Below are 23173 nucleotides of genomic sequence, written 5' to 3'. Positions count from 1 at the left end.
TTCCTTGGATCAGCCGCCTGGGCCACATCTGATGCATCGCAGCATCGTTCGACCGCGCACGATGCGATGCCCCGCTGCTGGCGAAACTCACTCAGCGACCGAGGAACTGCCGCCAACTGACCGCCGGCCGCACGACGCGACGCGCCACGCGGCCACACCTGATGCATCACAGCATTGCTCGACCGCGCACGACGCGATGCCCCGCTGCTGGCGAAACTCACTCAGCGACCCGAGGAACTGCCGCCCACCAACTGAGCGCCGCCGCACGACGCGATGCGCCACGCGGCCACACCTGATGCACCGCGGCATTGCTCGACGCATGCGGGAGGGGTGCCGGACATCGGTCGGCGGCGATGCGGGCAGCGCTGGCTGCAGGTGGGGCGCATAGTCTGCAACGCATGCCCGACAGTGACTTGCCGACCGTGCCGGATGCTGGGGCTGCCCCTTGGGGGTCGCGGCTGCTCGGGTCGGCGGCGGAGTCGGCTGGGAAGCGGCGGGTTCGGGTTCAGTTGTTGTTGACGGTGCCGTTGTTGATTGCGAATGTCACCGGTATCACTGTCTCGATCGCATTGATCGGCTTCGTATTGCCCGGGCCGACGGTGTTCACCAGGCGGTTGGTGCTGCTCAATTTTGTTGCGACGCCGCTGTATGGGGTGCTGGCGCTGCTGATCGGGATGTGGTGGGGCACGACGCGCGGGCTGCGGGCGTTGCGCTGGGCCATCGACCCGGATCAGGTGCCGAACGAGGCGGAGCAGGTCGCCGCGACGCGAGTGCCGATGCTGCTCGTAGGGTGCCAGGCGGTGCTGTGGCTGGGCGGGATGACGCTGCTGACCACGCTGTACGGATTGTCGGATCCGGCGCTGATTCCGAAGATCGTCTTCGGCATCGGGATCAGCGCAATCGTGGTGTCCGCCAATAGTTATCTGATCATCGAGTTCGCACTGCGACCCGCGACCGCGCGAGTCCTCGAAGCCGCGGTCTCCCGACAGCGGCGCGGGATCGGCGTCTTCGGCCGCTCGATTCTGGCCTGGACGCTCGGTTCCGCGGTACCGGTCGCGGGCTCCATGGTGCTCGCCCTCATGGCGCTGGCCATGGACAACATCAGCACGGCGCGACTGGCGGTGTGCATGCTCGCGCTCGGCGGGGCCGGGTTGTGCTTCGGTCTATTGCTGATGGCGCAGACGCTTTCGGCGACGGTCGCACCCATTCGTGGTGTGCGGCGCGCACTGCGTCAAGTAGAGGACGGCGATCTCGATGTCGCTGTCACGGTGTACGACGGCACCGAATTGGGTGAGCTGCAAAGCGGATTCAATCGCATGGTCGCGGGACTGCGTGAGCGCGAACAGATCAGGGACCTGTTCGGTCGACATGTCGGCCACGAGGTCGCCGAGGCGGCGCTCGAGCGCGAGCCGAATCTCGGCGGTGTGGAGTGCGAGGCGGCGGTGCTGTTCATCGACATCATCGGCTCGACGACCATGACCGCCACCCATCCCGCCACCGAAATCGTCGCCATTCTGAACAGCTTCTTCGAGATCGTGGTCGACGAGGTCGAAGGGTGCGGCGGCCTGCTCAACAAATTCGAGGGCGACGCCGCGCTCGCCGTCTTCGGTACGCCGGCACCGCTCGACGACGCGGCGGGCGCAGCCCTGGCCTGTGCCCGCGCCATCCGAAACCGCTTGACCGCAAAGGCGTCCGATTTCACCGCCGCCATCGGCGTTGCCGCGGGCCGCGTCGTCGCGGGCAATGTCGGCGCGCACCAACGCTACGAATTCACCGTCATCGGTGATGCGGTCAACGAGGCCGCCCGCCTCTGCGAACTCGCCAAAACCGATCCCGGTCGCCTGCTCACCTCGGCATCCACCATCGCCGCCGCCGATTCGTCCGAGGCGATGCATTGGCAGCTCGGCGAATCCGTCACCCTCCGCGGCCGTGTCACACCGACCGGATTGGGACGGCCGCGACTGGATTAGCCGGTCGGCACAGCACACCCGTATCCGCACCGATTACCCGCTACCGGGCTTCAACACGGAACCGGACAACTGTTCCGAACCGGACAGATATCCCGGTGATCTAGTGAAGTCGCAGGTCAGCATCGTAATTTCGAGACAATACGATACGAGCGCACGGCCGGGTGCGCACCAAGCAAATTCAGACCGATTGGTATCTAAAATGACTTCGCCCCCGCTCCGGATACGGAACAGGGGCGAAATCTTCACCGAGATATGCCGTTACGCATGAGCCGTCCGCAGCCGCAAGGCGACCACAGCGGCGATCAAAAGCACCACGGCGGTACCAACGGCGGCCGTATGCACACCCGAGACGAATGCCTCGTGCACCGAGGTCAGAAATCCATCGGCCACCGACTGCGGTAGCTGACGAGCGAATTCGGTAGCACCGCCGAGGGATTCCGACGCCGCACCGGCCTGCGCGCTCGGCACTTCGGACAGGTCGAGCCCAGCACGGAACACCGCCATGGTCACGCTGCCGAGGACGGCGACACCGAGTGCGATGCCGATCTCGTAGGCGGTCTCCGAAACCGCCGCGGCCGCGCCGGCCCGCTGCGCCGGAGCCGAACTCACGACCAGATCCGACGAAACCGTCAGCGCCACACCGACGCCTGCCCCGATGAACAGGAACCCGAGGACGAACGGCAACGTACTGGTCGCCGCATCCGGGCTCAGCCACAGCAACAGCACCGAACCCACCGCGGCAAGCACCAGCGCACCACCGAGCACCGATCCCGGACGCAGCACCCGAACCAACCACGCCGCCGCCAGCGAAGCGAATACGCTGGCCGCGAGACCGGGCAGCAGGAGCAGTCCGGCCTGCATCGGCGACTGCCCCAGCACCAACTGCAGATACTGCGAACCGGAGAACAGCACACCGGCCAGCGCGAATACCGCGAGCAGATTGGTCAGCACCGCGGTTCGGAATCCGGGCAATGCGAACAGCTTCAGATCGAGCATCGGATGCGCGAGTCCGCGCTGCCTGCGCACGAACAGCGCACCGGCGAGCACACCGATCGCACCGATTACCAAGAGCCGCAGGCTCATACCGTGCGCCGCGGCCTCCTTGACGGCGTACACCGCCGGCACCAGGGCCAGCATTGACAGCACCGCACTCACCGGATCGAAGCGGCCGGGCTTGGGGTCACGGGATTCCGGAACGAGCACCGGCCCCACCGCGAGCAGCACCAGCATGACCGGCAGATTCACCAGGAATACCGAACCCCACCAGTAGTGCTCGAGCAGCCAGCCGCCGAGCAGTGGACCGGCCGCCGCACCGCCACCGGCCATCGCCGCCCAGACCGAAATGGCGACGGTGCGCTGTCGCGGATCCAGGAACATCGACCGGATCAGTCCCAGCGTCGCGGGCATGAGAGTCGCACCGGCGACACCCTGCAGTACCCGTGCGGTGATGAGCATTTCCGGATTGACCGACCAGGCGGCGAGCAACGACGCGAGACCGAATCCGACAGCGCCGATCAGCAGCAACCTGCGCCGTCCGATCCGGTCACCCAGATTGCCCATTACGACGAGCAGTCCGGCCAGCACGAACGAGTACACGTCGATGATCCACAGCAGCTGCGGTGTGGTCGGCGCCAGTTCCGCGCTGATCGCGGGCACCGCGAGGTCGAGCACGGTCGCGTCGACGGCGAGCAACAGCAGGGCCAATGCCAGCACCACCAGACCGGCCCAATCACGCGCCGTGGCGCGCGGCGGCACGTGTCCGTTGTCCTTCTCGATCTGTGTGGTCATCGCCTTCTCGACTGCCATCGTTCGGTCTTATTACCGTCCAGACGGTACAGTACACCGACCTTACCGTCCAGCCGGTATAGTGACCGGAGTGACCGCAAACACCCGCGACCGGATCCTGGACGCGCTCGAGACCCTGCTGCTGGAAAAGGGCATGTCCCAGGTGACCCTGGAGAATGTGGCCGCGACCGCCGGGGTCTCCAAGGGTGGCCTGCTCTACCACTTCAAGAGCAAGGACGCCCTACTCGCAGGCCTGGTGCACCGGCTGAACGAACGCGCCGAACAACAACTCGGCGCCGCCGTCGCCAAGGGCTCATCCGTCGCCGAGTGGTATCTGCAGACCCCGAATCCGGACAATGCCGCGGACGCGCTCGAATTGGCGCTCTACCGTTCGATGGTCGCGGCCATGCGCACCGTCGACGCCAACTCCGGCCCGGCAGCCGACGAGGTGCGGCAGGCGCTGTCGGACATGATGGACAGCTGGTCGGACAGCCTGGACATCGACATCGACGATCCGGTGCGGGCCGACATCATCCGTTTGGTCGGCGACGGTGTGTACCTGCGCGCACTGCTGGGCTTCCCACCGGTCGACCCGAAGCGGTACCGAAAAGTCGTCGACCGACTGCTCGAGCGTTGACCCCCTATGTTGCGGCCAGCCCGGCGGGTCCCCGGCGGCTAGACTCGGCCGCGTGCTACCAGCCGCCGAGCCGGCCGGTGCCGTCGGGGCGGGGAATGATCCGGTGCCAACCTCCCCTGGAACGACGGTGCCGATCCGCCCACTGAGCTTCCGCGAACTGCTCGACGAGCCGTTCGCGCTGATCCAGGCGAATGTCATCGTGCTGGCATGCACGACCGCGATCGGACTCGTCCTCGCCGAACTGCTGGTCGTCGCGGTCACCGGCGCAATCTCCCATCTGACCGACGGCTCCGACGCGGGCACCGCATGGGCGGCCATCCTGACGACGGCGGCCGCCGCATGGTTGCTCCGGTTTTTGCTGCGCGGGATGACGGTCGCGCTCGGCCTCGCGACGGTCGCTGGATCACCGATCGGCTGGCGCACGGCGCTGGGCCGGGTGGGTGCGGTCGGCGGTCCGCTGTTGGTCTTCCACGTGCTGTTCACGCTGGTCGGTATCGGCGTGCTCATCCTCGGCAGCCTGCTGATCATCACGTATCCGTTCGCGCTGATCTGGCTGGGCTATCTGCGGGCCGGACGCTTCGTCGCGGTGCCGGTGATCTTCGTCGAACGGACCACGCACGCCGGGGCGGTCGCACGCTCGAAACTGCTCGTCCAGGGCGCGCAGTCGTCGATAACCGGATTGTGGTTCACGTGCCGCGCACTGGTCGTCCTCGTCGCCGTACCGCTGCTCGGCATTCCGTGGTACCTCTCGGATTTCACCGGCACCCATCGCTGGCAGATCATCGTCCTGCTTTCGACGTGCGCATTGTTGATCATCGCCTTCGGCGAGGTGGTCGAATCGGCGACGCGGGTGGTCTCGTATGTGGATCGCCGGTGCCGTCGCGAAGGGCTCGATATCCGGGTCCCCGGGACGGATAAGCGATGACAAAACCCACCTCGAACGAGCCCGCGGCCCCGGCCCCGCCACGACTCGGACCCGCCGACGCCCACCGCGACGCCGCCGAAAGCGCCGCACTGCACCGGGATTTCGATACCGCACTACGCGAGCGGTTCCGCGCGGTACTGCGCGGACTGGAACAGCGCGGCATGCTGGAGGTCCGCCGCTCGCGAACCGCGCGGGAAACCGCTGACGACGCGACCACCGCGCTGCCACTCGAGGATGCGAGCGAATTACATCCGGCCGCACACAGTTTCGACGAGGTCGTCTACGGCGGCCGCCGCGCCACCGAGGACGAATACCGCCGCCTCGAATACGCCGACCGCTACTCGCGCAGCGCCCCACCGCCCGCACCGGAACCGGTCGAGGCGACGATAACCGAGAAAACCAAGACCCGCAGACAACTTCCACCGCTGCCCGATCTACTGCGCAACCCGAAATTCTGGGCCGCGGTGCTCGCCGCCATCGCGCTGGTAGTGCTGCTGTACGCGGTGCTGAATTCGTGTGCGGCGCCCGCGCCACATAAGCCGACACCACCGGATATTCCGCCACCCAAACCGCCCGAGCAGCCGCCGGATGACAACCGCGACGACTCCGGCTTCGGTGCGGGCCAGGACTCCATATTCGGCCGGCTGCCCGCACCGGTCGCCTTCGGCGGCCTGCAATTCCTCATCGCCGCGGCGGTGCTGGTGTGGTGGCGGGCGCGTCGTCGCGGTGCGCTGGTCGGTGAACCGCGACCGGTGGAGGTGGCCGCGAACGAACTACTCGGCGGCCAGGCAGCGCTCTATCGCCGGTCGAAGGACTACGAACATGTGGCCGTCCGACTGCGCGCAGCCACCCTGCGCCGCATCCGGCCGATGCTCGGCGTCGGCACCGATGTCACGCCGGAGCGGCTGGTCGCGACCGTCGCCGCGCGTACCCGAGCCGATCCGTCCATGGTCGGCCCTGCACTGTACGGACCGGTGCCCGATGCGAGCACCCTGCAACTCGTTGCAACACAACTCGAATGGATAGAGGCAGAGGTCGGATGACCAGCACGGACACCAACCACACCCCGACCGCCGAGGAGGCGGGCGCCGCATTCGCCGCACTGCGTGCCGAGATCGGCAAGGCGGTGATCGGCAACGATAACGCGATCATGTACCTGGTGCTCGCACTGCTCTGCCGTGGCCATGTGCTGCTGGAAGGCGTTCCCGGCGTGGCGAAGACGCTGTTGGTCCGTGCGCTCGCGACGGCCCTGGACCTCGAGCACGCCAGGGTCCAGTTCACCCCGGACCTGATGCCGGGCGATGTGACCGGTTCGCAGATCTACGATCCGCACACCACCGAATTCACCTTCCGGCACGGCCCGGTCTTCACCAATCTGCTGCTCGCCGACGAGATCAACCGGACGCCCCCGAAAACCCAATCGGCGCTGCTGGAATCGATGGAGGAGCGTCAGGTTTCGGTGGACGGAAAGCCGCAGCCACTGCCGGACCCATTCGTCGTGGTCGCTACCCAGAACCCGATCGAGCAGGAGGGCACCTATCCGCTGCCGGAGGCGCAGCTGGACCGGTTCCTGTTCAAGGTCGATATCCAATTGCCCGGTCGCGATGACGAATTCCGCATTCTGCAGCGGCATGCGGGCGGCTTCGATCCGCGCGATCTGACCGCGGCCGGTCTGCGTCCGGTCGCGGGCGCGGCGCATATCGCCGCGGCGCGGGCGGCGATCACCCGGGTCACCATCAGTCCGGAGGTGCTCGCCTATACGGTGGATATCTGCCGGGCCACCCGCAACTCCCCGGCGGTCCAACACGGTGCGTCCACCCGCGGCGCGACCGCTTTGATGGCGGCCTCGCGCGCCTTCGCCTGGCTGAACGGGCGCGGGTTCGTGACCCCGGACGATGTGAAATCGGTTGCGGTCGCGGTGCTTCGGCATCGGCTGCAGCTGCGGCCCGAGGCCGAGTTGGACGGTGTGACGACCGAGGGTGTCATGTCGTCGCTGCTGCTTTCGGTTCCGGTTCCGGTGTAGCTCGTGGTCGTTACCGGTCGGCTCGCCCTGACGGCGGCGGTGCTCGCGCTGTTCGTCTGCTTCGTCATGCCGTCGTGGCTCGGTGTCGTCTTGATGACGAGTGTGCTCGCCGCCCTTGTTCTTTTCGACCTGGGCACGGTGGCGCGAGCACGCGACCTCATGCTGACCAGGGAATCGTTGACCGTGATCCGGCTCGGGCGCAGCGCCGAAGTGGAACTCGGCGTGGTGAACAACGGAACCAGAACCGCTCGCGGGCGGCTGTGGGACGACTGGCCCGGCAGTGCCCGCGCCGAAACCCGCACGCACCGCCTGGATCTGCCACCGAATACCCGCATGCGAGTGCAAACCACATTGACCCCGACCTACCGCGGCGATCGAGTCGCCGGTCCGGTGACGGTCCGATTGTTCGGCCTGCTCGGCATGGCCGGATGGCAGAGCCGCCACACCGTGCCCGCGCGGGTCCGCGCGCTGCCCGAATTTCGCAGCGAACGGCTGCTGCGCTCGAAAGTCAAACGGCTGCAACATCTCGAGGGCCGCAATGTCGCGAATATGCGTGGTCAGGGTACCGAATTCGATTCCTTCCGCGAGTATGTCGCCGGTGACGATGTGCGAGCCATCGACTGGCGCGCCACCGCCCGCGCTACCGATGTGCTGGTACGGACCTGGCGTCCGGAACGCAACCGGCACATGCTGATGATGCTCGATACCGGCCGCATCAGCGCGGGTCGCGTCGGTACGGGTACCCGTCTGGACGCGAGTATCGAGGCCGCGCTGCTGCTCGGCGGATTGGCCGCGGCCGCAGGCGATTCGGTGGATCTGCTCGCCTACGACCGCCGAGTCCGCACCGAGGTCCGCGGTGTCGGTGGCCGCCGCCTGCAACTGAAGCTCATGCACGCCATGGCGGGCCTCACCCCAGCGCTGGTCGATACCGACAGCGCGGGCCTGGTGCGCGCCGCCATTCAACGTGCTCGCCGACGCAGCCTGGTCGTCTGGTTCACCAGTCTGGATGGGGCTGCCGTCGAAGAGAACCTGCTGCCGGTCCTGCCGACCCTCGCCCAACGCCATCGCGTCCTGATCGTCTCGGTCACCGACCCTGACGTCGCTGCGGCCGCCGCCAAACGCGACACCCTCGCCGACCTCTATCCGGCTGCCGCCGCCGAATCCCTGATCGCCGAACGCGCCCTGGTCCAGGAATCCCTGCGCCGCATGGGCATTGCCGTCGTCGCGGCATCTCCGGAACGTCTCCCAGAAGCCTTGGCCGACGAATACTTGGAGCTCAAACAGTCCGGCACTATGTGACTCCAAGATCGCTCGGCGGGCCCGACGCCGCCTTGGCATCGATATCGATCCGGGACAACGGCATCATCCGTACCTGATCGCGATCTCCCGTTGTGGGGTGCCGCCAGCGGGTCGATCTTCCCCTCAGCGCGGCGTCCTGCGTCGACATCGTGTCCAGCTCGAGTTACGGCCGAATGACCGTATTGCCGAGAAAGATTCGACGAGGCTCAGCTCGCGCGGGCGATCGGCATCGGCCGCGGACCCGCCATCACCATCGGTGTGATGATCGGGGCGAGGGTGCGGCGTTGGCGTTCGGCGATGACCGCGCCGAGGATCTGCACAGGCGGGTACCCGGCGGGTACCGGGATTTGCATGCGGTCACAGACGGCGAGGAGCAGGGTGTGGCCGAGGTTCGCTTGGGCGGCAGGGGTGAGGGTATTGATGCGCGACAGGTACTGACGTATCGCGAGTGCGAGATCCTCGGTGATGCCGGACAGGTCCAACTGGCCGGACCAGGCGATGAGCCAGGGCGGTGCGACGGCCAGCAGCGGGTAGGGCACGCGGCGCTGACCGTGCACGACAACGGTGCCCGCGAGCACATCGCCGACCCGGCGCGCATTCGGCGAGCACATCGAGGTGATCACCCCGACCGCACCGAATGCGCCCAACATCCAGAAGTCGACGATCACACCCGCCAGACCCCGCGTCAGGGCATGGCGGAAATCAATCGGTCCGCCGTCGCCCCGCACCACCCGCAGCCCGAGCGCGAGCTTTCCGACGGTACGTCCGCGCAGGAGGGTTTCGCAGACCACCGGATAGCCGACCAGCGTCCCGACGATCGTGGTGATCGCCGCGGCGCCGTACCAGGCGGAGTCGGCGCCGAAGTACAGCAGTGCCATGCTGAGGCCGAGCATCAGCGTGCTGCCCAGCATGAATTGCACCAGCACGTCCAAGAGGAACGCGGTGGCCCTGGTCGGGATCCGCGCGATCGGCAGCTGGAGTGCGACCGCTTCGCCGGTGGTGAATTCAGCCATGTCGATAGCATTCTTCCGACCGGCGGTATGGGAGGCAACCAATGGACGTAGATGCGTACAGCTACGCGCAGCGGGGGGCATGGGATCGACTGGCGTATCTGGCCGGCCGACGCAAGCTCAGTGGCACGGAGGCCGACGAACTGGTCGCGCTGTACCGGCGCACCTCACAGCAGTTGGCGCGGCTGCAATCGCGCAGTCCGGATCCGGAACTCATCGCCGGACTCAGCGCACTGCTGACCAAGGCGCGCGGCCGAGTGCTCGGCACCAAGGGGGATGCGTGGAGCCAAGTCGGCCGCTTCTTCACCCATCGCTTCCCCGCGACGCTGTATCGGGCGTGGCCGTGGTGGGTCGCGGTGGCGGCGGTCTTCATCATCGTCGCCACCGGTCTGGCGGTCTGGATTGCCGGATCCGGTTCGGCCCGCGATCTGTTCGGCATCTCCGATGACAACGACTGGCTCACCGCACCCGGCGGTGAATTCGAGACGTACTACTCCGAACATCCACACGACGCGTTCGCCGCGCAGGTGTGGACCAATAACGCCTGGGTGACCGCGATGGTGCTGTTCACCGGGGTGCTGATCCTGCCTGCGGTGTACCTGCTGTTCGGGAATGCACTCAATACGGCGGTGACCGGCGGGTTGATGGCCGATGCCGGTCGGATCGATTCGTTCTTCGGATTCATCCTGCCGCACGGCACGCTCGAGCTGACCGCGATCTTCGTGGCGGGCGGAGTCGGCCTGAAGCTGGGCTGGACGCTGATCGATCCCGGGCGGTCGAGTCGGCTGGAGGCGGTCGCGCGCCAGGGCCGGGCCACCGCGACGGTCGCGCTCGGTCTGGTCGCGGTGCTGCTGGCCTGCGGGCTGCTGGAGGGTTTCGTGACACCGAGTTCGCTGCCGGTACCGGTGAAGGTCGGCATCGGATTCATCGCGGAGGCACTGTTTCTCGGCTACGTGTTCGTGGTGGGTCGCCGGGCCGCACTCGAGCAGGATGCCCGAGCCGCGGCTGCATTGGGATTCGGTGGCGCTGAGGAGGATTCCGCGAAGCGCTGGCAGACAACGCCGAGCACACGGTGAGTGAAATGGGTCCGGGGAATCAGTAGCAACGCTACGTTACGGATCAGTTCGGAAGTCCCCCAATTGAGTTCCGCTGGCCGCAGCGAGTCCAGCTCAGCTGCGGCCAGCGTTACCGTCAACTCTACACAATCGTTATCCCGACGCAACCCTCCCCGCCGAGGTCAGGCGTATAAAGCAGCGCTCCAGCAAACCCTGGTGAGTACCTCATTTTTCAGCCGTCCAGCAAACTTTTGGCGGTCATTTGGCGGGCTATACCGGACCGCCGAACCGACCATCGGCGGCCGATCCCAGATCACGATCCAGAAACCATAGGTCTCCTACAAACATTCTTCGAGCGATTAGCTATTTTGTTAACATAGAGCCCTCAATGGTCGCCGAATGCCAGTCGGACCTGCGCATTCACTACCCTATAATTAGGGTTGCTGACAGTTGGATGAGGTAAAAGAAACTTCAGGTTGGTTTACCGCGTTATAAACGTGATGTACACCTAGCCGTAACGCCTCGAGGTGGACTTACATCCGGTCAAGATCATGATTAACCAGTTGCGGAAATGTGGTCGCCGGAGTACGAGATCGGATCGCGGTCAGCACCACGACCGCAACCATAACCGGCTCTGTGATCTCTGCCACCTTCCGCTCCCAACCTGGCCGAATCGGGCGAAAACGACAGTGCGACAAGCGAACGCGGCCCCGCACTACGCATGCGGAGCCGCGTGACGTACGTCTCAGGCTTCGGCCAGGCCTACCCGCCCATGCACCAATCGCAACGGCTTCGGCGCGTACCAGGCGGCCCGACCGAGCAGTCGCATCGCCACCGGCACCAGCACGCCACGCACCAGCGTCGCGTCGATCAGAATCGCCAGGCCCGCGCCGAGCCCGAAGAACTGGATAAACCGGACATCACTGCTGGTGAAGGCCAGGAAGCTGATCGAAATCAGCGCCGCCGCGGTGGTCACCAAGCGCCCGGTGCGGGCCAGCCCTTCGATAACGGCTTCCTTCGTGGACGCACCGCGATCGTGCAGTTCCTTGATCCGGCTGATCACGAACACCTCATAGTCCATCGACAGTCCGAAGGTGATGCAGAACAGCAGCAGCAACATCGAAACATCCAGCGGCGCAGGGGTGAATCCGATCAATCCGGACAGGTGCCCCTGCTGGAAGATGAACACCATCAGTCCGAGCGTGGCGGCCAGACTCAACACATTCGACAGCAGAGCGCGCAGCGGCTGCACGACGCTGCCGGTGAACAGGAACAGCAGCACGAAGGTCGTCACCACGATCCACCCGATGGCGATCGGCAGTTTCGCACCGATCGATGCGAGACTGTCGCGCAGTTCGGCCACCTGCCCCCCGACCAGCGCATTGGCCCCGGCCGGACCTGGTATGTCACGCACTCGATCGACCAGATCGCGGGCGGCGGAGGAATTGCGGTCCAGATCGGTGAGCACGGTCAGGCGCTGCGCATCCGGTCGCGCGAACCGGGCATCGGCAGGGGTGCTCGCCGTCAGCTCGCCGCGCACGAATGTGCCAGCACTCGAATCGACCTGGGTGACGTGCTCGACGCGGGACAGATTGCGCGCGTAATCCGCGAGCGGCGCTGCGGCGACGCCGGTTTCGGTGACCACCGACAGCGCATTGACATCTCCGCCGCCGAAATCGTCGCGCATCGCGTCACCGACCTGACGCACCTCGGTGCTCGTGGGCAGCACCCGATCGTCGGGCGTCCCGAACTGCACATGCAATAGCGGCGCGGCAGCGAGCAGCAGCACCGCCACCACCGGCACACCCGCCAGCAGCGGCCGACGCATTGCGAATCCGGCCACTGCGGCCCAGAACGGCGTCGCGTCACCGCGGATGCCGCGGACACCGGGCACCCGCCACGCATCGGCCCGCGTGCCGAGCACCGCGAGCAGTGCGGGCAATACGACCACCGCGGCAATGGCGGAGATGGCGACCACGCCGATGCCACCGTAGGCGAAGGACCGCAGGAAGTACTGCGGGAAGATCACCAATGCGGATAGGGCCGCCACAACGGTGGCCGCACTGAAGGCGATGGTGCGCCCGGCCGTCGATACAGCCGCGATCACCGCGTCGTCCGGTTCGGCTCCGGCCGCGCGGCGCTCGCGGAAGCGGCTCACCATCAGCAGCCCGTAATCCACCGCGAGCCCGAGTCCGAGTCCGGTGGTCAGATTGACCGCGTAGATCGACACATCGGTCACGGACCCGAGGATGGATAGTTCGGTGAAGGTGCCGAGGATGGCGATCCCACCGACCACCAGGGTGAGCAGCGCGGCGACCACATTGCCGAAGGCAAGCACCAGCAGCGCCAGAATCAGCGGCACCGCAACGGCTTCCGCGAGACCGAGATCCTTGCCGATCTGCTCGGTAATCGAGTGGAAGATCGCGGTGCCGCCGCCGACCTTGATCTGCGCGACCGGGCCGTCGCCACGGTAGGTATCGACAATCGAGGCGGCGGACTTTTCCTTGTCGGTAGCGTCCTTGTCGACATTGCCCGCCAGGACAACGGCCGCGGTCCCGTCACCGGAGCGCATGGCCGTGGATCCGGTATCCCAATACGAGACGACATTGGTCAGGCGCTGGTCAGCCGCGAGCCGCCGAGCCAGATCACGGCCGACGGCGGCAACCGCATCGCCGTCGACCGTGCCCTGCTTCGCCTCGACCAGGAAGACGTAGTCGGTATCGGTGCCGAACTTATCGGCCAATTGGGTTATCGCGGCACTGGATTGGGCGTTGGGATCCTCCTGGCCACCGGGCTGCATCTTGCTGAAGGCCGTAGCGCCGACCACACCGCCCGCGATGAGGGCGAGCACGCCGACGACCAGGATCCAGCGGGCGCGGTGGACAACGAAGCTGCCGAGTCTTTCGAACATATCGGGTCTCCGATCGGACATGTTGTCATGCGTAAACTTTATGGGTGTTAACTTGCCACGCCATGTGTGCAGGTGTCAACATCGAACTGATGACAGATTCGGAAGCAGCAACGAAGCACTCCACTCGCGACGGCCCGTATCACCACGGAGACCTGCGCAATGCCCTGGTGCGCGCGGCCGCCGAACTCGCCGAGATCGGCGGTCCGGAGGCGGTGACCGTGCGCGCGGCGGCACGGCATGTCGGCGTCACGCCGACCGCGGCCTATCGGCACTTCACCAATCACGAGGAGTTGCTGAACGCCGCGCAGGAACAGGCACAGCAGACCCTGTTCGGCGCGATGGCCGAGACGATGGCGAGCCTGGCGCCGCAAGCGGATGCGATCACTCGACTCGGTGCGGTGGGTCGGGGCTACATCACCTTCGCGCTGCGCGAACCCGGACTGTTTCGAACCGCATTCTGCGGCGACCAGATGCCGTCGCCCGCCTTCGATCTGCTGGCCGGACTCCTGGACGAACTCGTCGACGTCGGCTTCCTCGCCCCGGCGGACCGACCGGACGCCGAATACGCCGCCTGGTCAACGGTGCACGGCATGGCTTCGCTGATCATCGATGGGGTACTCGACGAGCTCGACGATGCGGCCAGGGATCAGGCGATTCACCGGACCCTCGCGGTGGTCGAGCGAGGTTTGGCCACCGGACCGAATGCCCGCGACTTCAGCTGACGCGCAGGATCCCGGTGATCGTGCCCTGCAGGATCTTGCGGTCGTGCGTGATAAGCGGTGATGTCTGCAGCGGGTCGTCGACAATGGTTCCGGCCAGCGGCCTATTCGAAATCACCGCGCCGGTATCGGGATCGACGACGGTGAAGGCGTAACCGTCGAGCGGGGTCGTGATGTCGAGTCCGATGCGGGTCACGGTGTAGATGGAACCGTCGGCGGTGGACAGATGCGGAACGGCTGCGCTGCGGACGGTGTTGTCCCACACCGTGTGGCAGCCGGTGTCGTCGACATCGACCCTGGTCATGCCGCCGACGAACGGCGCGGACGCCGGCACCGCTGGACCCGCGCCGTCGGGGACCGTCGGATACGGGTAGCCGTATGTGCTGGCGACGAACAGCGACCGGCCGATGCCGATCGGCGAGTTCTCGCTGCCCGCACCGCCGTGGGAGAGTACCGGCTGCGAGCACACCAATTGTCCAGTGCCGGAACCGAAGACCAGCGCGTGGACCTGTCCGTCCGCATTGTCGACGATGGTCAGATATTCCGCGCCCGAACTCGGCCCGAAGTAGGTCGGGGTTGAGCCGGTACCCCAACTGAGTTGGCCGGGCTTGCGCGCGGATCCGCGATCGTAGGCCGCGCGCCACAGCACCTCCGGCCGCCCCGCGGCATCGGCGCGCAATTCGTACAGCGCGTGCGTCGTGGCCACCGCGACCCGACCGCTCGGTGCCGACGAGATGCTGTTGGCCACCGATTCACCCGCTGGCAGCGCGACGATGGCCGCCGCGCCCGCGGGCGTCACCAGCCCGACCACACTTTTACCGGTGGCGAACCAGACATTGCCGGACCAGTCCGGCACCAGCCCGGTCACGTTGTCGCCCACCGGAATTACCGAGCTGAGATCGGTGGACGAATCGATCGATAGCCGCCATTTGCCCGTCGCGTCGCGCGCATGGCCGACGCGCAGCAGGGTGCGGTTACCGTCCACGATGACCAGGCGGTCGGCATTGTCGAGATAGGCGTAGACACCGCCGAGCAGGCTGCCCTTGGCGATCTCCAGCGAAGCCAGTGGCGTGCCGGCCGGACCTGCGAAGGACGGATCGAGCAGATGGATGGTCGGAGTCTGGCCGATGACGGGTGTGCACAGCGCGACGACCAGATTGTCCGCCCCCTGCAGCAGCGTCGGACAGGCCGATGCCAACGGGTACCCGGCCACCGAGATCCCGCCGGTGCCAGGCCCGGCCAGCGGCGTCGCATCCGACGATCCGGCATCGCCGTGCATGGTCGAGGTGCCAAGCGGCCCGAGGTACGGATTGGGCGGTGCCAGCGGACCCCAGGAGCCCGCCGCTTCGGCGGTACCGGTCGGCACGAGCGCCAGGACGGCGGCGGCAAGGAGTACGAAATACCGGCCGATACTATGGCCGCCATGAACGGTATCCGGACCCGCGTGCTGTCCACGATCGCCGGTCAGCTCGGCAATCCGCACGGAACGCTCGGCAAGGGCTTCGCCTTCATTCTCAATCGTGGTAATAAACGCGCCATCGCGGGCGCGGTCGATGCGGCCGGGATCGCGGCGGGTGCGACGGTCGCGGATATCGGATTCGGCGGTGGCGCAGGGCTTTCGATACTGCTCGAGCGGGTCGGCGCGAGCGGGACGGTGCACGGTTTCGAGATCTCGCCGGACATGTTGGCCAGGGCGAAGTCGAAGTTCGCCGAGGAAATCGGTACGGGCCGAATGCAACTCACGCAGGGCTCGATGACCGATCTGCCGCTGGCCGATGACGCCCTCGATGCCGCCATCACCGTCAACACCGTCTACTTCGTGCCGGATCTGGCCGCCGCCTGTGCCGAACTCGTGCGCGTCGTCCGTCCCGGCGGCAGTCTTGTCGTCGGTATCGGCGATCCGGACGCGATGGCGAAAATGCCGTTCACCGCATACGGTTTCACGCTGCGGCCGGTGGCCGAGGTAATCGCCGCGCTGGAAAGCGCGGGCTGCGCCGTCGACCATAAGCAACTTGCCAATCCACCGATTCCGCATCATCTACTCGTCGCCCGACCCGCCTGACTACATCAGGGCGCCGCCGTCGATGCGGATCTCGGTTCCGGTCATGTAGCGGCCGTCATCGGAGGCGACCATGGCGACCACACCGGCGATATCCTCCGGACTGCCGAGCGCACCGCCGTTGAGCCAGCCGGTCATGCGGGAGAACAGCTTCGGATCGAAGCCCTCCGGCTGATCGAGGATGGACTTGGTGGTGATCCCACTGGTGATGCCCGCGGGCACGATATTCACCGCGCGCAATCCCTGCTTGGCGTATTCCAGCGCGATCGCGTGCGTGAAGGCGTTCACCCCGCCCTTCGACGCCGCATACGACGCCAGATACGGCGCCGCGCTGAAGGCCGCGGTCGAGGAGAGGTTCACCACGACGCCGTGGCCGGACTCCAACAGCGCGGGCAATGCGCTCTGGGTCATCAGGAAGGTCCCGGTCAGATTGACCCCGATCACCTGATTCCACACTTCGAGCGGCATCTCCTCGGTGCGCGCGGGCCGCAGAATGCCCGCCGCGTTCACCAGCACATCCAGACCGCCGAGGAATTCGACCGCCTCGCCCGTCGCGGTGCGCACCGACTCGATATCGGCGATATTCACCTGCACGGTGCGCAGCCGCTCAGCCGCATCACCCGCCTTCGCCGCGGTGCTCTCCAGACCCGCCGCATCGATATCGGCGGCGACCAACGTCGCCCCCTCATCGAGCAGCCGCAGGGCGATCCCCTGCCCGATACCCGATCCCGCTCCGGTGACCAATACGCGGCGGTCGTCAAATCTACGCATGCCAAAAATTAGAACAGGTTCTCATTAGGAGTCAACAGGTTCTGGCGGAACCGAGGTCAGGAGGCGGCGTTGCCACGGACTGCCTCGAGGTATTCGGCGATGGCGTCGCGGTTGCGGGACAGGCAGCTGATGCGGTCGGACATGCGTTCGCGTTCGCGTTCCAGGGTGGCCAGCATTTCCGGGGTCGCGTCCGGGAAGTAGATGGTGCGCGGCTTGTCCAGGCAGGGCAGGATCTGTTTGATGATACGGGTCGGCAGGCCCGCGTCGAGTAGGCCGCGGATCTGCAGGACGCGGTCGACAAAGCGGTCGTCGTAGGTGCGATAGCCATTGGCGCAGCGGTCGGCGACGATGAGGCCCTGCTCCTCGTAGTAGCGCAGCAGCCGCCGCGAGGTGCCGGTGCGCTCCGACAGTTCTCCGATCCGCATATTTCACCTCGCATTTGACCTTCACATGTATGTGATGGTTCGAGCATAGGCCGCATGGACAACACACTCTTCGACTACAGCCCGATCGTCGACCGCGCACCGATTCGCTGGCCCAACGATGCTCGGGTCGCGTTCTACGTCGGGCTCAATATCGAGCACTACCAGGTGGACCGGCCCTCGACCAGCATCTTCCCCGGCACGGCCACCCTCACCCCGGATCCGCTGAACTACGGCTGGCGCGATTACGGTCCCCGGGTCGGCATCTGGCGGATCGTGCAGGCGCTGGACAAGTACGGCATCCGCGCCAGCGCCCTGCTCAACTCCGATGTCGCACACCATAATCCGCAGATCATCGCCGCCGGGCGGGAGCGGAACTGGACCTGGTTGGCACATGGCAAGAACAACTCGATCTTCCAGGCCGATATGTCCATCGACGACGAGCGCGCCTACCTCACCGATATCGTCGAAACCATCGAGCGCGCGACCGGCCGCCGCCCGCACGGCTGGATGGGCCCCGCGCTCACCGAGACCTTCCATACGCCGGAACTGCTCGCCGAACTCGGCCTCGATTACGTACTGGACTGGACCAATGACGATCAGCCGTATCGGCTCAATGTGCCCGGGCTGCTCAGCGTTCCGTACTCGGTCGAACTCAATGACAACAGCCTGTTCCTCGGAACCGGTTTGCGCGGTGCGGATTTCGTGCAGATCGTCAAGGACCAGTTGGACCGGCTCTACGAGGAGTCCGGTCGCGTCATGGCCCTTGCCCTGCACCCGTTCGTCATCGGGCAGGCCTTCCGCATCAAATATCTGGAGCAGGCCTTGGACTATGTGGCGAACCACCCGGGCGTATGGCTCACCACCAGTGACGAGATCGCCGACCATTACGGCGCTGCGGTTGGGTGAACAGCTATTGCGAGCAACGCCGCCTAGGACCATTATTCACATATGAGTAAGGTAACCCTAACTACAGAGCTGCCGATCGGCGCCGAGGTGGCGTGCGCACTGGCACGCACGTCGGAGTTGTTCGCATACGTTGTGGCACCGATCCTTTCGGTGCCACAACTGCAAATCCCGGACCACATCGAACCGGGCTCCGAGGGTTGCGCCCGTCTCTGGTGGTTCGGCATCATCCCCTCCTGGCGCCATCACCTGCGTCTGGTGCGACTCGATGCCCGGGAGATCTACACCAACGAATGGGGCGGCCCCATCCGCACCTGGAACCATCGCCTCACCTTTGAGCCGATCACCGAATCCAGCTGCCGCTACACCGACGAAATCGAAATCGAGTCCGGCCTGCGCGGTGCCCCAGCCCGCATCTTCGTCCACCTGATGTTCCGTCACCGCCACCGCCGCTGGCACCAACTCGCCACCCTCCTCGCCAACAGCCCCGTCGAGCTCAGCGCCCCGGCCCGCGACCACTGACTACGACCGTGCTCACCGGTCGAAGCCTTCGGTGCCGTCCTGAATTCGGTTGCCGCACAGATACCGCGCCGGAATCGGTATCCGCCGGCGTCGACGAGGCGACCGGGATGGCACTGGCGGTCACTTTCCGGATCATCGCCCCGGCTGAAGGCTGGTTTGGACGAGTGCCACAGTCAGTAGGGCCGCCCCCAGCAGACCGGTTGGGGTCAGCCGTTCGCCGAGGATTGCGGCGGCCAATATCGCGCCGGTGAGGGGTTCGAGGAGGGCGAGCACCGCGGCTGTGCCCGGACCGACTTCGGCGAGACCGCGGAAATACAGGGTGTATGCCATTGCCGTCGAGATCAGGCCGAACACGATTGCCAGGCCGACGCTGTGTGGAGTCGGGTCGAAGGTGAGTCCGGATATCGCGGCGAGTGGCGTCAGCAGCACGGCGCCGCCGGTGACGGCGAAACCCGTTGTGGTCATCGCGTCGAGGCCCGGCACCGGACGAGCACTTATCAGGGTGACCGTCGCGAAGGCGCAAGCGGAGACCAATGCCATTGCCGCACCGGCGAATATCGCACCGACTGCGGCGTAATCGGCGGGCGCGCCGACCAACAGGATCACACCGAACACCGCGATTCCGATCGTCGCCGCATGCCGACGATCCAGAACCCGCCTGCCGGTAAGATGTTCCAGCAGCGAGACAACCACCGGGGACAGACCAAGGGTGATCAGCGTCGCAAGGCTCACCGACGAGGCCGCGACCGCACCGAAGTAGCCCGCCTGAATGATCGCGAGAAGAACCGCGACCACACCGATCCTGCGCCAAGCCGAGGCATTTCGTGGCAACGGCCGCCGTGTCACGGTCAGGAGAGCGATCAGCAAAAGCCCGCCGACGGCGAGCCGACAGGCGGCGACGGATACCGGCGAAAGACCGGTCGCACGGTGCAGGAGGGTGCCGACTGAACCGCCGGTCCCCGCCGACAGCCCGGCGCCGAGAAGACAGACCAACCCGAATCGGTTGACCGTGGATAGCGGCGTGGACATTCGCGCTCCTGCGACAGAAATGGATTGCGGTCGCGGAAGCGAGGTGCACAACCAGATGGGCGCGCGGTCCTACACCTCGCTCAGGAGCGCGGCGGCGGGGTAATTACGAACCATCGGTACACCCGACCGATACTAAGGATCGCCGGAACGAGCTGTCATTCGATTTTCCGCCGTGGTCGGAGCGGGCCACGGGCATAGCTGGTTCGGCGTTGGCCGCCGCGCCAGCAAATCGAGTTCGATGGGCCGACCAGATCGAGATACTTCGCGACGGTAACCGGCACGCCGGGATGCCGCCGCTGTGCCAGCTACCAGCCCTATTGCGCCTTCGACAGTGGATACCTCGGCTCTACCGTGGCATCCGCGCACACCATCGACGCGCCTCCCCGGATTCGGAAACGGTCAGCCGAAAGAATTCCGGCAAACTTACGGCATTTGCCTATATGGGATCAGTTATTCGAGCGAGTCGACGCCGGTGGACGGGACCGAGTGTCGGTAGCCGGCGGCCTGAGTCGTTTCGTCGGCCACCCGGACGCCGTAGTGGTAGGCGAGCTTGCCACCGAGAAAACCCGAGACGCCGAGGACGGCGAGGGCAATGATCGACAACACCAACTGGCCGATCGGCACGGCGCCATCCGGTCCGCGACCGGACTGCCGCCACCAGAAGTCGATGGCGAAGGTGACCGTCACTATCAAATTCAGACTCATGTGGACTAGGCCGGTGCGAAACGCCGTAGTGCCGGTCGGGATCGCGAGCAGATCCAGCAGACCGATCACGGCCGCGACCAGCGCACCGAGCACACCGACCGCGAGAAGCCACGCCGAGCCACGGGCGAGGGCCTGCGGGTCACCCGCCACATGCGAAGCGATATCGAATACCAGACTCGCCACCCATGCCCCGATCGGCACGGTGACCAGGATCGGATGGAACGGGTGTCCGTACGGACCGGCCAGCATCGCGCTGACCGGACGCTTGGCATGTTGCATGTCACTGGTCACGACAACCTCCTAGCGCGACTCGGCCGAGTGGGACCACTCGGCCACAGTGGGCGCATACCCACTCGGTTTCGACCAACACGCCGACAGGGAGGTCAGGATCGGCCGCCGCGCCGGAACCGAATGGGGCCTGATACGTCAAAACCACTGCCGCACAAGGGAAATGCAGACAGAACCCCGCAGACGACAAAAGCCGCAGACCGGAGAAATTCTCTGATCCGCGGCTTTCCGCATATCTGTGGGCGAAGGGGGACTTGAACCCCCACGTCCCGAAGGACACTGGCACCTGAAGCCAGCGCGTCTGCCATTCCGCCACTCGCCCGAGCGACTGAGAGACAGTATCACGCGGGTCAGCGAGACACGAAATCGCCTGTTGACGGCACTGGGTGCCGGTCCGGACCGGCACGGGAACCCCGGCTGGCTTCCAGGAGTTACAGGTGTGGACGATCGTGGATATCATGCAATGAACGTGGTCGATACGCGACACGCCATATCCGCGTGTCGTTGTTATGAATCAACACAGACGCTCACCGAAGGGAGGCCGAGATGGGCATCGTTTCTCGATTCGAGCGTCGCCTGCAAGGCGCCGTCGGTGACGTGTTCGCCAGAGCCTTCGGGGGCAGTGTCGTTCCCCAGGAGGTGGAAGCGGCACTCAAGCAGGAGGCCGCCGACAGTATCCAGGATCTGGGTGGCGGACATCTGTTGGCGCCCAACAGTTATGTGATCACCATCAACACCTCTGATCACCAACAACTCGCCGCCGACCACGACCTCACCACCCGCGCATTCGCCAAACACCTTCAGGACTACATCCGCGAGCAAGGCTGGCAGACCTACGGCGAAGTACACGTGGCATTCGAGGCATCACCTACGCTGCACACCGGACAGTTCAGGGCGAGCGGTCGGGTCGATCCCGACATCGGCCGCAGAGCCACCCCGGCTCGCAGCCCCGAACCCACGCCACAACGACCTGCACACCCGCAACCAGGAGCTGGCCCCATGACGCAGAACTCAGGCTACGACCCAAGCCGTGAGCCCGCGGAGTCCGATCCACGCAGCCGCGGGTACGCACCGCCGCCTGCGGGCCGGTCCGGGCCGCCGAACGGTGCGTACCGCGAAGACTACGGCCGGGGCGGGGCGCCCTACGGCGGTGGCTCCGATTACCAGGCGCCGGACGCGCAACAGGGTTACGGCGACTACCAGAACGGCTACGACTACCAACAGGGTGGCCAGGGCTACGGCCAGCAGGCCTATCAGGAGCCGGGGTACGGCCAGGGCTACGGCGAGCGCGGCGGCTACGGCCAGCAGCAGGGTGGCTACGCCGAACAGGACTATGGCCAGCAAGGCTACGGACAGGCCGGCTACGGCGAACAGGGCTACGCCGAACAGGGTTATGGCCAGCAAGGCTACGGACAGGCCGGCTACGGCGAACAGGGCTACGCCGAACAGGGCGGTTACGGTCAGCAGCCGGGTTACGGCCAGCAGGGCTACGCGCAGGCCGGCTACGGCGAACAGGGCTACGCGGAACCGGGTTACGGCGAGCCGGGCTACGCCGCGCCCGAGGAGCCGGGCGGCTATGGTCAGGCCTACTCGCAACAGCCCGGCTACGGCGCGCAGGGCGGCGGCTACCAGGCCCCCGCGCCCGCGTATGGCGGTGGCGCACAAGCCGGTTCGGGCTACTCCGCGACGCTGCAGCTCGACGACGGCAGCGGCCGCACCTACCAGCTCCGCGAGGGCAGCAACATCATCGGCCGCGGTCAGGACGCGCACTTCCGGCTGCCGGATACCGGAGTTTCGCGCAGGCACATCGAAGTCCGCTGGGACGGGCAGACCGCGATGCTCTCGGACCTGGGTTCGACCAACGGCACGCTCGTCAACGGCTCCCCGGTTCAGGACTGGCAGCTGGCCGACGGCGATGTTATCCGCGCCGGGCACTCCGAGATCCTGATCCGTATCGTCTGATCCCGTAAGCTCGCGGTGCAGGTCACGACATGGCGTACAGGGATTCTGCCGCCGTATCGTGATCGAACTCGACCCACGGCCCTATGATGCTGCCAACACACGCGCGTCGCCAGGACCGGGGCTCGCGAAACCAGCAAGCCGGTGGGGGCGAACTCGCACCTACGGGCACCGATAC

At 66.1% G+C, this 23173-nt stretch carries 20 protein-coding genes and 1 tRNA gene; 12 read left to right on the top strand and 9 right to left on the bottom strand.

Features of this window, described 5'->3' with window-relative positions; all coding sequences use genetic code 11:
* Positions 1-398: 398 nt before the first annotated feature.
* The gene (locus AB0J47_RS25705; RefSeq protein ID WP_364350894.1) at positions 399-1970 is read left to right on the top strand and encodes an adenylate/guanylate cyclase domain-containing protein; all 1572 of its coding nucleotides are present in this window, start codon (positions 399-401) and stop codon (positions 1968-1970) included.
* A gap of 258 nt (positions 1971-2228) precedes the next feature.
* Here the strand turns inward: AB0J47_RS25705 and AB0J47_RS25700 are convergent, their stop codons facing one another.
* Positions 2229-3758 (bottom strand): MFS transporter, encoded by a 1530-nt coding sequence (locus AB0J47_RS25700; RefSeq protein WP_364351130.1) that lies wholly within the window; start codon positions 3756-3758, stop codon positions 2229-2231.
* 88 nt (positions 3759-3846) lie between these two features.
* On the opposite strand from AB0J47_RS25700, the gene AB0J47_RS25695 reads away from it, so the two are divergent.
* The 5 genes from AB0J47_RS25695 (at position 3847) to AB0J47_RS25675 (ending at position 8639) form a co-directional block, all read left to right on the top strand.
* Positions 3847-4392 carry a TetR/AcrR family transcriptional regulator gene (locus AB0J47_RS25695; RefSeq protein WP_364350891.1) on the top strand — a complete coding sequence of 182 codons (546 nt, stop codon included), beginning with the start codon at positions 3847-3849 and terminating at the stop codon, positions 4390-4392.
* Between the two features lie 103 nt (positions 4393-4495).
* On the top strand, positions 4496-5317 hold the full coding sequence (locus AB0J47_RS25690) for a hypothetical protein (protein ID WP_364350888.1): 822 nt from the start codon (positions 4496-4498) through the stop codon (positions 5315-5317).
* Positions 5314-6360, top strand: a complete 1047-nt coding sequence (locus AB0J47_RS25685; RefSeq protein WP_364350885.1) for a DUF4129 domain-containing protein — start codon at positions 5314-5316, stop codon at positions 6358-6360. The genes AB0J47_RS25690 and AB0J47_RS25685 overlap by 4 nt, the downstream gene beginning before the upstream one ends.
* A complete protein-coding gene (locus tag AB0J47_RS25680) occupies positions 6357-7340 on the top strand; it encodes a MoxR family ATPase (RefSeq protein WP_364350882.1) in 984 nt (327 codons plus the stop codon). Before AB0J47_RS25685 ends, AB0J47_RS25680 begins: the two co-directional genes overlap by 4 nt.
* Positions 7341-7343: 3 nt before the next feature.
* Positions 7344-8639 carry a DUF58 domain-containing protein gene (locus AB0J47_RS25675; RefSeq protein ID WP_364350879.1) on the top strand — a complete coding sequence of 432 codons (1296 nt, stop codon included), beginning with the start codon at positions 7344-7346 and terminating at the stop codon, positions 8637-8639.
* Positions 8640-8845: 206 nt separating this feature from the next.
* Here AB0J47_RS25675 and AB0J47_RS25670 read toward each other — a convergent pair whose 3' ends face one another.
* Entirely contained in the window at positions 8846-9652 is an 807-nt protein-coding gene (locus AB0J47_RS25670) for an RDD family protein (protein ID WP_364350876.1), read from the bottom strand.
* 41 nt (positions 9653-9693) lie between these two features.
* Here AB0J47_RS25670 and AB0J47_RS25665 point away from each other — a divergent pair, with 41 nt between their 5' ends.
* The gene (locus AB0J47_RS25665) at positions 9694-10725 is read left to right on the top strand and encodes a stage II sporulation protein M (RefSeq protein ID WP_364350873.1); all 1032 of its coding nucleotides are present in this window, start codon (positions 9694-9696) and stop codon (positions 10723-10725) included.
* A 724-nt stretch (positions 10726-11449) separates the two neighbouring features.
* On the opposite strand, the gene AB0J47_RS25660 is transcribed toward AB0J47_RS25665, so the two are convergent.
* Positions 11450-13615 (bottom strand): MMPL family transporter, encoded by a 2166-nt coding sequence (locus AB0J47_RS25660; protein ID WP_364350870.1) that lies wholly within the window; start codon positions 13613-13615, stop codon positions 11450-11452.
* An 89-nt stretch (positions 13616-13704) separates the two neighbouring features.
* Between AB0J47_RS25660 and AB0J47_RS25655 the strand changes: the two genes are divergently transcribed.
* On the top strand, positions 13705-14337 hold the full coding sequence (locus tag AB0J47_RS25655; RefSeq protein ID WP_364350867.1) for a TetR/AcrR family transcriptional regulator: 633 nt from the start codon (positions 13705-13707) through the stop codon (positions 14335-14337).
* Here AB0J47_RS25655 and AB0J47_RS25650 read toward each other — a convergent pair.
* Positions 14330-15709: a hypothetical protein gene (locus AB0J47_RS25650; protein WP_364351127.1), complete on the bottom strand. Its 1380-nt coding sequence runs from the start codon at positions 15707-15709 to the stop codon at positions 14330-14332. The genes AB0J47_RS25655 and AB0J47_RS25650 overlap by 8 nt on opposite strands.
* A gap of 48 nt (positions 15710-15757) precedes the next feature.
* Between AB0J47_RS25650 and AB0J47_RS25645 the strand changes: the two genes are divergently transcribed.
* On the top strand, positions 15758-16396 hold the full coding sequence (locus tag AB0J47_RS25645) for a methyltransferase domain-containing protein (RefSeq protein WP_364350864.1): 639 nt from the start codon (positions 15758-15760) through the stop codon (positions 16394-16396).
* On the opposite strand, the gene AB0J47_RS25640 is transcribed toward AB0J47_RS25645, so the two are convergent.
* A complete protein-coding gene (locus AB0J47_RS25640) occupies positions 16397-17164 on the bottom strand; it encodes an SDR family NAD(P)-dependent oxidoreductase (protein ID WP_364350861.1) in 768 nt (255 codons plus the stop codon).
* A gap of 56 nt (positions 17165-17220) precedes the next feature.
* Positions 17221-17589, bottom strand: coding sequence for a MerR family transcriptional regulator (locus AB0J47_RS25635; RefSeq protein ID WP_364350858.1), 369 nt, complete (start codon positions 17587-17589; stop codon positions 17221-17223).
* Between the two features lie 54 nt (positions 17590-17643).
* Between AB0J47_RS25635 and AB0J47_RS25630 the strand changes: the two genes are divergently transcribed.
* Both AB0J47_RS25630 and AB0J47_RS25625 read left to right on the top strand, forming a co-directional pair.
* Complete coding sequence (locus AB0J47_RS25630; RefSeq protein WP_364350855.1) at positions 17644-18495, top strand: polysaccharide deacetylase family protein; 852 nt, start codon at positions 17644-17646, stop codon at positions 18493-18495.
* Between the two features lie 42 nt (positions 18496-18537).
* Entirely contained in the window at positions 18538-19014 is a 477-nt protein-coding gene (locus tag AB0J47_RS25625) for a hypothetical protein (protein ID WP_364350852.1), read from the top strand.
* Positions 19015-19146: 132 nt separating this feature from the next.
* On the opposite strand, the gene AB0J47_RS25620 is transcribed toward AB0J47_RS25625, so the two are convergent.
* From AB0J47_RS25620 to AB0J47_RS25610, 3 genes are all read right to left on the bottom strand, one after another.
* A complete protein-coding gene (locus tag AB0J47_RS25620; RefSeq protein ID WP_364350849.1) occupies positions 19147-20043 on the bottom strand; it encodes a DMT family transporter in 897 nt (298 codons plus the stop codon).
* A 450-nt stretch (positions 20044-20493) separates the two neighbouring features.
* Positions 20494-21039 (bottom strand): DUF2231 domain-containing protein, encoded by a 546-nt coding sequence (locus AB0J47_RS25615; RefSeq protein WP_364350846.1) that lies wholly within the window; start codon positions 21037-21039, stop codon positions 20494-20496.
* 236 nt (positions 21040-21275) lie between these two features.
* Positions 21276-21358: transfer RNA gene (locus AB0J47_RS25610), tRNA-Leu, on the bottom strand.
* A 224-nt stretch (positions 21359-21582) separates the two neighbouring features.
* Between AB0J47_RS25610 and AB0J47_RS25605 the strand changes: the two genes are divergently transcribed.
* Complete coding sequence (locus AB0J47_RS25605) at positions 21583-22998, top strand: DUF3662 and FHA domain-containing protein (RefSeq protein WP_364350843.1); 1416 nt, start codon at positions 21583-21585, stop codon at positions 22996-22998.
* The last annotated feature ends 175 nt before the right edge of the window (positions 22999-23173 follow it).

Source organism: Nocardia sp. NPDC049737, assembly GCF_040674755.1.
GTDB lineage: Bacteria > Actinomycetota > Actinomycetes > Mycobacteriales > Mycobacteriaceae > Nocardia.
This window is presented reverse-complemented; position numbering and strand designations above follow the sequence as displayed.

Coding starts and splice junctions, on each gene's coding strand:
- AB0J47_RS25620 (WP_364350849.1), bottom strand. CDS start 20,043: ATGTCCACGCCGCTATCCACGGTCAACCGATTCGGGTTGGTCTGTCTT.
- AB0J47_RS25605 (WP_364350843.1), top strand. CDS start 21,583: ATGGGCATCGTTTCTCGATTCGAGCGTCGCCTGCAAGGCGCCGTCGGT.
- AB0J47_RS25625 (WP_364350852.1), top strand. CDS start 18,538: ATGAGTAAGGTAACCCTAACTACAGAGCTGCCGATCGGCGCCGAGGTG.
- AB0J47_RS25635 (WP_364350858.1), bottom strand. CDS start 17,589: ATGCGGATCGGAGAACTGTCGGAGCGCACCGGCACCTCGCGGCGGCTG.
- AB0J47_RS25680 (WP_364350882.1), top strand. CDS start 6,357: ATGACCAGCACGGACACCAACCACACCCCGACCGCCGAGGAGGCGGGC.
- AB0J47_RS25660 (WP_364350870.1), bottom strand. CDS start 13,615: ATGTTCGAAAGACTCGGCAGCTTCGTTGTCCACCGCGCCCGCTGGATC.
- AB0J47_RS25685 (WP_364350885.1), top strand. CDS start 5,314: ATGACAAAACCCACCTCGAACGAGCCCGCGGCCCCGGCCCCGCCACGA.
- AB0J47_RS25640 (WP_364350861.1), bottom strand. CDS start 17,164: ATGCGTAGATTTGACGACCGCCGCGTATTGGTCACCGGAGCGGGATCG.
- AB0J47_RS25705 (WP_364350894.1), top strand. CDS start 399: ATGCCCGACAGTGACTTGCCGACCGTGCCGGATGCTGGGGCTGCCCCT.
- AB0J47_RS25630 (WP_364350855.1), top strand. CDS start 17,644: ATGGACAACACACTCTTCGACTACAGCCCGATCGTCGACCGCGCACCG.
- AB0J47_RS25655 (WP_364350867.1), top strand. CDS start 13,705: ATGACAGATTCGGAAGCAGCAACGAAGCACTCCACTCGCGACGGCCCG.
- AB0J47_RS25670 (WP_364350876.1), bottom strand. CDS start 9,652: ATGGCTGAATTCACCACCGGCGAAGCGGTCGCACTCCAGCTGCCGATC.
- AB0J47_RS25645 (WP_364350864.1), top strand. CDS start 15,758: ATGAACGGTATCCGGACCCGCGTGCTGTCCACGATCGCCGGTCAGCTC.
- AB0J47_RS25700 (WP_364351130.1), bottom strand. CDS start 3,758: ATGACCACACAGATCGAGAAGGACAACGGACACGTGCCGCCGCGCGCC.
- AB0J47_RS25665 (WP_364350873.1), top strand. CDS start 9,694: ATGGACGTAGATGCGTACAGCTACGCGCAGCGGGGGGCATGGGATCGA.